At 46.8% G+C, this 9,182-nt stretch carries 9 protein-coding genes; all 9 read left to right on the forward strand.

Translation table 11 applies throughout. The annotated features are described in order from the left end of the window. The first annotated feature begins 214 nt into the window (after positions 1-214). Complete coding sequence (locus GPK58_RS10180; RefSeq protein ID WP_022426572.1) at positions 215-808, forward strand: DUF3793 family protein; 594 nt, start codon at positions 215-217, stop codon at positions 806-808. Positions 809-838: 30 nt separating this feature from the next. Next, on the forward strand, positions 839-1,264 hold the full coding sequence (locus tag GPK58_RS10185) for a flavodoxin (RefSeq protein WP_059086608.1): 426 nt from the start codon (positions 839-841) through the stop codon (positions 1,262-1,264). A 252-nt stretch (positions 1,265-1,516) separates the two neighbouring features. Further along, positions 1,517-2,272 (forward strand): threonine/serine exporter family protein, encoded by a 756-nt coding sequence (locus tag GPK58_RS10190; protein ID WP_021653091.1) that lies wholly within the window; start codon positions 1,517-1,519, stop codon positions 2,270-2,272. A 145-nt stretch (positions 2,273-2,417) separates the two neighbouring features. Then, positions 2,418-2,864, forward strand: coding sequence for a threonine/serine exporter family protein (locus tag GPK58_RS10195; RefSeq protein ID WP_021653090.1), 447 nt, complete (start codon positions 2,418-2,420; stop codon positions 2,862-2,864). A gap of 600 nt (positions 2,865-3,464) precedes the next feature. Further along, positions 3,465-5,444: a methionine--tRNA ligase gene (metG, locus tag GPK58_RS10200; RefSeq protein WP_215638604.1), complete on the forward strand. Its 1,980-nt coding sequence runs from the start codon at positions 3,465-3,467 to the stop codon at positions 5,442-5,444. Positions 5,445-5,456: 12 nt separating this feature from the next. After that, positions 5,457-5,936 carry a cyclic pyranopterin monophosphate synthase MoaC gene (moaC, locus tag GPK58_RS10205; protein WP_021653088.1) on the forward strand — a complete coding sequence of 160 codons (480 nt, stop codon included), beginning with the start codon at positions 5,457-5,459 and terminating at the stop codon, positions 5,934-5,936. Then, positions 5,936-6,925 carry a GTP 3',8-cyclase MoaA gene (gene moaA / locus GPK58_RS10210; RefSeq protein WP_215638605.1) on the forward strand — a complete coding sequence of 330 codons (990 nt, stop codon included), beginning with the start codon at positions 5,936-5,938 and terminating at the stop codon, positions 6,923-6,925. The genes moaC and moaA overlap by 1 nt, the downstream gene beginning before the upstream one ends. Before the next feature lie 3 nt (positions 6,926-6,928). After that, a complete protein-coding gene (locus GPK58_RS10215; protein ID WP_015526380.1) occupies positions 6,929-7,417 on the forward strand; it encodes a MogA/MoaB family molybdenum cofactor biosynthesis protein in 489 nt (162 codons plus the stop codon). A gap of 374 nt (positions 7,418-7,791) precedes the next feature. Then, a complete protein-coding gene (locus GPK58_RS13445; protein WP_215638606.1) occupies positions 7,792-9,000 on the forward strand; it encodes a TatD family hydrolase in 1,209 nt (402 codons plus the stop codon). The last annotated feature ends 182 nt before the right edge of the window (positions 9,001-9,182 follow it).

Consider the following 9,182-nt stretch of genomic DNA (forward strand, 5'->3'; position numbering starts at 1 on the left):
GCAGAGGACTTACTTGATTCGGTTAAATGGTGAGAACTGGTAGTCGGATGTTTGACAGAGTGTTTGTTATAAGGAATATTGTGTCCTTAATGATAGGATTTTATCAGTAAAAATTCTCGGTGAAAATTTATAAAAATAAGTTGACAGAGACTAACTTTGGTAGTATATTTACAACAGTTAGAGAAATCTAACTAATATGTAAAGGAGAATGCAAATGACTTGTGAAAAATTTGAATCTGTCATGGGTTATCATTGTTCCCCTGTATTAATGGGAATGAAACCGGCGAATCTTGTTTCCTTTTCCAAGGAAAAAATGCCGGAGCTGCCGGAGATCATTTCGGATTATGAGGAGAGTCTTGAACGGGAAGGTATCCGTATGGAGATCATTTGTGGATGCAGGAAGCATTATCTTCTTCTGGTATACCGGCCGGATATGCTGCAGGAATATCTTAAGCAGGATGAAGCCAGGAAACTTTTGCTTCAGGATGGGTATAATATAGATAGTTCTTTGGATGAGATGATCGCCCGTTTGAAGGAGAGATTTTTTCATAAGACGGAGTTTCCTCATGAGATCGGACTTTTCCTGGGTTATCCCATTGAAGACGTGAAGGGCTTCCGGAAGTTCGGAGGCAGTGGCTGCAAGATGTGTGGTTACTGGAAGGTTTATGATGATGTGGAGCAGGCTCGCAGGATTTTTGACAGCTACGATAAGTGCCGGGAGTTTACTGCGGCGCAGATCCGTGCGGGGTATTCGATTTTGCAGGTTGTTGGTATGAAGCATCTCTGTACATCTCAGATGTGCGTATAATATAAAGTTTAAAAACAGGAGGTTTTTAAGATGAGCAAGGTAGGAATTATTTACTGGTCTTCTACAGGTAACACAGAGGCTATGGCGCAGGCTGTTGAGGAAGGTGCCAAGGCTGCCGGTGCGGATGTTGAGATTATGGAAGTGGCTGATGCGGATGTGGATAAAGCGCTTTCTTTTGATGTTCTGGCTCTTGGTTGTCCGGCTATGGGGGATGAGGAGCTTGAGGAGGGTGAGTTTGAGCCGTTCTTCTCTGATCTGGAAGGCAAACTTTCCGGTAAGAAAGTTGCGCTTTTCGGTTCCTATGACTGGGGCGACGGAGAGTGGATGAGAACATGGTGCGGCAGAGCAAAAGACGCAGGCGCAGAGCTTGTTGATGATGAAGGACTCATTGTAAACAACACACCTGATGATGAAGGACTTGCAGCTTGCCGTGAACTTGGCGGAAAACTTGCATAAGATCTATTAGATTTCAAATAAATAAAAACTGAGCAGAGCATTGGATTTTCAAACACAAACACCATCCGGACAGAAGGGATAGATATCTTTTTTGTCCGGGTGGTGTTTTATTTTGAGTGAAAATATCTGCTTATTACTTTGAGGAAATATAGAAGAAATGAATATTAAGACAAAAAATCCTTGTTGATTTTAATATTTACGTGTCCTAAAATAGATAAAAATGAAATAAAGCAGGAAAGTGAGGGATGCCGGATGACGCGGGAGGAAGCGGAACAGTATTTATATTATGCGATGACAATTGGTGAACAGCTTCTTTGCTGCGGAGCAGAGGTTGGACGTGTGGAAGATACCATACGGCGGATCTGCCTGGCATATGGAGCCACCCGGGCAGATGTTTTTTCTATCACATCCAGTATTGTGACGACTATTTATGGAGAGGATTTCGGTATTTGCACCCAGACGCGGCGTGTGCCGGGAATGTCCAATGATCTGGGACGGCTGGATGACCTGAACCAGCTTTCCAGATACATCTGTGAGTATCGGCCGAAGCCGGAGGAGATCCAGAAGGGGCTGGAAAAGATCCGGGATAAACAAGGATATTCTTTTAAAACGCAGATTTTGATCTATGCTGTAATTTCAGGTTCTTTTTCCGTGTTTTTTGGAGGAGATGTCAACGATATGATTGCTTCTGCGCTGATTGGTATCGCCCTGAAGCTGTTTGAGGCTTTTGTAAAAAAAGGTGCATTAAACTCGCTACTGACAGTGCTTCTTTGCTGCGGAGCCGGCGGAGTACTTTCCAATCTTACAGTTCTAATCGGGCTTGGACATCATGCGGATCTGATCAGTATCGGAAATATCATGCTTCTGATACCGGGAATTGCATTTACCAATTCATTGCGTGATATGTTTTCAGGAGATACCATTACAGGTTTGATCCGATGTATGGAGGCACTTTTGCTGGCACTGGTCGTGGGCCTTGGTTTTACGGTGGCGAATCTGTTGTTTTAACCGAATCAGGGAAGTTCTCTTGAAGGTTACGAAAAGCAATAAGCAGTGAATGAGGAGTTTACATACTGTATCAATTGCGGAGTAGCGAAATGCAGCAGATAATGGGAGCATTTGATAGTAGTTATGATTTATTCAGGAGGAAAATATGCGGGAAATCATACAGCTGGTCGTATCCTTCACAGGATCCCTCGGCTTTGCGGCATTATTTAATATCCATGGAAAAAAACTCTGGTTTGCGGCATTGGGTGGATGCCTGTCCTGGGCTGTATATCTGGCAGTAGAGTTCATAACGCCAAGTCCGTATGTGTGCGGTTTCTGGTCAACAGTAGCTATTACTTTGTATGCAGAATGTATGGCAAGAATTCATAAAACGCCGGTAACTGTATTTCTGGTTTCTGCGACAATTCCGTTGATTCCGGGAGCAGCACTTTACCGGACAATGAACTGGATGTTGATGAAGGACTGGGCAAAATTCCAGAAAGACGGAATCTATACGATCCTTTTTGCGGTGAGCATGGCAGCAGGAATGACGCTGACAACCATTGCGTTCCGGATGGCGTGGCGGTGGATGTACAGGCAGAGGAGAATGTAATACAGTATCGAAATTCCCCGTTTACAAACCATCGGAAATGTGTTACGATTTTCCCATATGGAAAACTCATGGAAGAAGAGAGTACATGTGTACACCGTACTACAGGGAAATCCCCGGAGGACTTTTTAGATGCAGGCTGTGACGCAGTTGATGTCATAGATCTGCGGCAGAGTGAATGGTAAAGGTTCACTTTATGCAGGAGTTCCGAGACTGAGAGGGATGTGCAGGCGCAGATGGAAGATGGCTTCGGAGAGGCATTGCTGAACCGGTTTAAACGCGATAAGCGAAGTACGAATGCCCGATTTAACGGACAGCGGTAGGCAGTGACAGGACCGCCTGTTATAGCGGAAGGGTATAGAGCTTGCTGTACCTGATGAGGTTTTTGCCGCGAGGCAGGAACGAAAAGAAGTGGTAACACGGGTAATAACTCGTCTTCTCATATCATTATGGTATGAGAAGACGTTTTTTTATGTCGCTGAGAATTATTTGGTAATCTTCCAATGTCCCCGGACAGGAAATTTCCTGTTTTGACGGAATATATTTTCAGTCCGTTATGAGTAAGTACACAATTTATTTTTATATTTATGGAGGAAAGAAAAGATGGAAAAGCAGAGATATTATATCAGCACTGCCATTGCGTACACATCCGGTAAACCGCATATCGGAAATACCTATGAGGTCGTTCTTGCGGATGCGATCGCACGTTTTAAAAGACAGCAGGGTTATGACGTATATTTTCAGACAGGTACTGATGAGCATGGCCAGAAGATCGAGCTGAAGGCTGAGGAGGCTGGTGTTACACCAAAGGAATTCGTAGATAACGTTTCCGGTGAGATCAAACGCATCTGGGATCTGATGAACACATCCTATGATAAATTCATCCGTACAACAGATAAAGACCATGAAGAGCAGGTCAAAAAAATCTTCAAAAAAATGTATGCAAAGGGAGATATCTACAAGGGTCATTATGAAGGAATGTACTGTACACCATGTGAGTCCTTCTTCACAGAGTCCCAGCTTGTAGACGGCAAATGTCCGGATTGCGGACGTCCATGCGTACCTGCCAAGGAAGAGGCATATTTCTTCAAAATGAGTAAGTATGCAGACAAGCTTATTGACTACATCAACACACATCCGGATTTCATCCAGCCGGAGTCCCGTAAAAACGAGATGATGAATAACTTCCTTCTTCCGGGACTTCAGGATCTTTGTGTATCCAGAACATCCTTTAAATGGGGAATCCCGGTAGATTTTGATCCGAAGCACGTTGTATATGTATGGCTGGATGCTCTGACAAACTATATCACAGGTATCGGCTATGACTGCGATGGAAACAGCAGCGATAAATTCAACAAATACTGGCCGGCAGATCTTCACCTGATCGGAAAAGATATCATCCGTTTCCATACCATTTACTGGCCGATCTTCCTGATGTCTCTGGATCTTCCGCTTCCGAAACAGGTATTCGGACATCCATGGCTGCTTCAGGGCGATGGAAAAATGAGTAAATCCAAAGGAAATGTAATCTATGCAGATGAGCTGGTTGAGTTCTTCGGTGTAGATGCTGTCCGTTATTTTGTACTCCACGAAATGCCATTTGAGAATGACGGTGTGATTACATGGGAGCTGATGGTTGAGAGACTGAATTCCGACCTTGCAAACACACTTGGAAATCTTGTAAACCGTACAATTTCCATGTCCAACAAATATTTTAACGGAGTCGTTGAGAATAAGAATGTTACTGAGCCGGTTGATGAGGATCTTAAGAACTTCATCCTTCAGGTTCCGAAGAATGTTTCCGCAAAAATGGACAAGCTTCGTGTGGCAGATGCTATCACAGAGGTATTCTCTCTGTTTAAACGCTGCAACAAATATATCGACGAGACAATGCCATGGGCACTTGCAAAGGATGAGACAAAGCAGGATCGTCTTGCAACCGTTCTCTACAACCTGGTTGAGGGAATCTGCATCGGCGCATCTCTTCTGAAATCCTTTATGCCGCGTACAACAGAGCGTATTCTTGTACAGCTCAACGCAAACGAGAGAACTCTTGAGGAGATGGAGCAGTTTGGTCTTTATCCTTCAGGAAACCGCGTAACCGACAAACCGGAGATCCTTTTTGCGAGACTTGACCTGAAAGAGGTTCTTGAGAAGGTTAAGAAGCTTCATCCGAAGAAAGAAGAGCCGAAAGAAGAGCCGAAGGAAGAGGTAGAAGAGGAGAAAACAGAGAATGTGATCGATATCGAGGCAAAGCCGGAGATCACTTTCGATGATTTTGAGAAGCTGCAGTTCCAGGTTGGTGAGATCATCGCCTGTGAGGAGGTTAAGAAATCCAGAAAACTTCTCTGCTCTCAGGTTAAGATCGGAAGCCAGGTTCGTCAGATCGTATCCGGAATCAAGGCTCATTATTCCGCAGAGGAAATGGTGGGCAAAAAGGTTATGGTCGTTACAAACCTGAAGCCTGCCAAGCTTGCCGGAATCCTCAGCGAGGGTATGATCCTCTGTGCAGAGGATGCAGACGGAAATCTTTCCCTGATGGTACCGGAGAAAGAGATGCCTGCAGGCGCTGAGATCTGCTAAGTATAGACAGATATGGAATTGAATCATTTTGATAAAAACGGCAATGCTGTTATGGTGGATGTGTCCGACAAACCGGTCACTCACCGTACGGCAACAGCCACGGGTTCCATTCAGGTAAGCCCGGAGATCATGGCCGCGGTAAAAAGCGGAAATGTGAAAAAGGGTGATGTACTTGGTGTGGCCCGTGTGGCAGGTATCATGGGTGTGAAGCGTACTTCTGAGCTAATCCCCATGTGCCATCCACTTCCCATCCAGAAGTGTTCTGTGGATTTTGAGACCGATGAGGATGCGGGAGTGATCCGTGTATTCTGCACGGTAAAAACAGAGGGAAAAACAGGCGTGGAGATGGAGGCGCTGACAGGTGTTCAGGTGGCGCTTCTTACCATTTATGACATGTGCAAGGCAATTGACAAGCACATGGTCATGTCTGATATCCATCTGGAAGAAAAAACAGGAGGCAAAAGCGGAGATTTCCGTTTTGAGGAAAAATAATGATAGACAGGTGCGGAAGAAATATTGATTATCTCAGGATTTCCGTAACTGACAGATGTAATTTGCGGTGTATTTATTGTATGCCGGAGGAGGGAGTGCAGCATGTGGAGCGCTCCCTCATTTTGCAGGAAGAGGAAATTTTGAGGATCTGCCGGGTGATGGCAGAGCTGGGTATCCGGAAGATCAAGCTGACCGGCGGGGAACCGCTTGTACGGCCGCGGATGCCTCAGCTGGTGGAAAAACTGAAAAATATGCCGGAGATCGAGAAGGTGACTCTGACTACAAATGGTGTGCTTCTGAAAGATCAGATGAGTGATTTTGCCCGGGCGGGGCTGGACGGATTGAATATCAGCCTGGATACGCTGGATGAGGCCTGCAGCAGGAGGATCACGCGGCGGGATGAACTGGGGCGGACGCTGGAAGGGATTTCGGAGGCAATGAAGTATCCGGAGATTTCGCTGAAGATCAATTGTGTGCCTCTTGGGATCCCGGAGCAGGATCTTTGCCGGGTGGCGCTTTTGGCCAGGGATCACAGGGTGCATGTGCGGTTTATTGAGATGATGCCCATTGGGATGGGAAAAGAATTTCATGGGGTGTCGGAGGAGGAACTGCTTCGGATCCTTGGGGAAAAGCTTCCGCGGTTTTCGCCGTATGTTGGGGAGCCCCTTGGGAATGGACCGTGTCATTATTATGATGTGGATGGTTTTTCCGGAAAGATCGGGTTTATCAGCGCGGTGAGCCATAAGTTCTGTGGGGAGTGTAACCGGATCCGGCTGACTTCTCAGGGCTTTTTGAAGACCTGTCTGCAGTATGCGGCGGGAAGGGATCTTCGGGAGGTGATCCGCAGTGGTGGTTCGGATGAGGTGCTGAAGGCTATGATCCTGGAGGCTTTGGCGGAGAAACCGGACGGGCATGCTTTTGGCGGAGGTCTGGAGAAACAGAAGGATGATAAGACGGAGAAGCTTTGTATGGCTCAGATCGGAGGTTGAGTGATGAAGAGAGTTGCTGTGATCACTTCTAGTGATAAGGGGTACAGAGGAGAGAGGGAGGATCTTAGTGGTCCTGCTGTGAAGGAGATTATGGAGGCGGCCGGGTATGAGGTTGTTTCTGTGGATGTTTTGCCGGATGACCGTGGGATGCTTGGGAGCCGGATGGCTGAGATCGCAGATCTGGGGCTTGCGGAGCTGATCCTGACTACGGGCGGTACCGGGTTTTCTCAGAGGGATGTGACACCGGAGGCTACGGAGGATGTGATCGAGCGGCGTGTGCCGGGGATTCCGGAGGCGATGCGGGCGTTTAGTCTGACGATCACGAAGCGGGCGATGCTGAGCCGGGCTACGGCCGGGATCCGGAAGGGGACGTTGATTGTTAATCTGCCGGGGAGCCCTAAGGCTGTCAGGGAGTGCCTGGAGGTTATTATTGAGGCGTTGGGGCATGGGATTGAGATTTTGACCGGCGATGCTGGAGAATGCGGACGGTAGTGTGCGGTGTATACTTGTATTAACGAACGGACGCCCAACGGAGGCAGGGCCAGTACGGTGACACGCTGCGCGGCCTGTTCGGCTGCGTCGCTGGTTTGCTGCCATTCGCGCCAACTCGCCTGCGGCTCAAACAGGGCGCTCGGTGGCAGCAGCTATACTCGCCTCTCGACGGCCGCTCCGCTAACGTCACCGTACTGGCCCTGCCTCCGTTGGGCTGGTTGTTGAATGTGGTAGGTTTTATGATTAAAATTCATCTCCAGCGATTCATAATTCCTGAGGCTTGAGAGTTACATGTGGTAGGTTTTGGAAATCAATATTGCTGGTGTGATATAGGAATAAATTTGGTAACGATGTGTAATTAATAGGAGTCTGTTATGGGAAAAGTACTTGCGGTTTGTATCAGTGAGAAGAAAGGAACACAGAAGAAGAATGTTGGGTCTGCAGTTTTTGTGGAGGACTGGGGGCTTGAGGGGGATGCTCATGCCGGAAAGTGGCACCGGCAGGTGAGTCTTCTTTCCGGTGAAAAGATCGATGCGTTTCGTGCGAAGGGCGCAGAGGTCGAGGATGGTGCTTTTGGTGAGAATCTGGTTGTGGAAGGGATTGATTTCGCAAAGCTTCCGGTTGGCACCAGATTTCGCTGTGGTGAGGTTGTGCTGGAGCTGACTCAGATCGGAAAGGAGTGCCACAATGGCTGTGCCATTTTTCAGAAGATGGGTGAGTGCATCATGCCCCGTGAAGGTGTGTTTACAAGAGTACTGAAAGGTGGAAAAGTTTCCGTCGGTGACGAGATGACTGTGGATAAAGCTATGATTTTTGATACTCATGCACATTATGATGATGAGGCTTTTGCTGAGGATCGTTTTGCCATGCTGGATAGTATGCAGGAGAGCGGGATCGGGCATATTGTGGATGTGTGTGCTTCTGTGGGACATTTTGACCGGGTTTATGATCTGGTGGAGAAGTATCCTTTTATTTATGGCGCAGTGGGGGTTCATCCGGATGATGCGGATAAGGTGGATGCAGCAGTTCTGGATGAGATCCGCAGATATTGCGACCTGGAAAAAACGGTAGCCGTAGGCGAGATCGGCCTGGATTATTACTGGCATAAGGAGAAGGAAGAGCATCTTCTCCAGCAGAAGGTATTTCGCCAGCAGATGGACATTGCCCGTGAGAAAAAGCTTCCGTTTATGATCCACAGCCGTGACGCAGCAGAGGATACGCTGAATATTGTGAAAGAATATATGCAGGATGGGATGTATGGTGGAGTTATCCATTGCTTTTCTTATAGCAAAGAAATTGCAAGAGAGTATCTGAATATGGGACTTTATCTTGGAATCGGCGGAGTGGTTACTTTTAAGAATTCCCGGAAGCTGAAAGAGGTGGCAGAGTATGCGCCGCTGAATCAGATCCTGCTTGAAACCGATTGCCCCTACATGGCACCTGTGCCGAACCGTGGAAAAAGAAACAGCTCCCTGTATCTGCCGGAGGTTGTGAAGACCATTGCGGAGATTAAGGGAATCAGCTACGAGGAGGTTGTGGCTGTGACGGAGAGTAATGCGATGAAGGTGTTGGGGTTGGTTTGAGAATAAAATATTGAAAATACACAAAGAGACTTCTCAAAAGATAAAAGATATTTTATAATTGATAATATAAATGTGAATTTATTACTTTTCAAGGTTTGAATATCATACGATAAGCGCAGATGAGGCGCTTCATTTTTGAATTTGAGGTTTGAGAATGATGTAAAAACGTATAGTATTCAAAC

The sequence above is a fragment of the Blautia sp. MCC270 genome, assembly GCF_018785605.1.
Taxonomy (GTDB): Bacteria; Bacillota; Clostridia; order Lachnospirales; family Lachnospiraceae; genus Blautia_A; species Blautia_A fusiformis.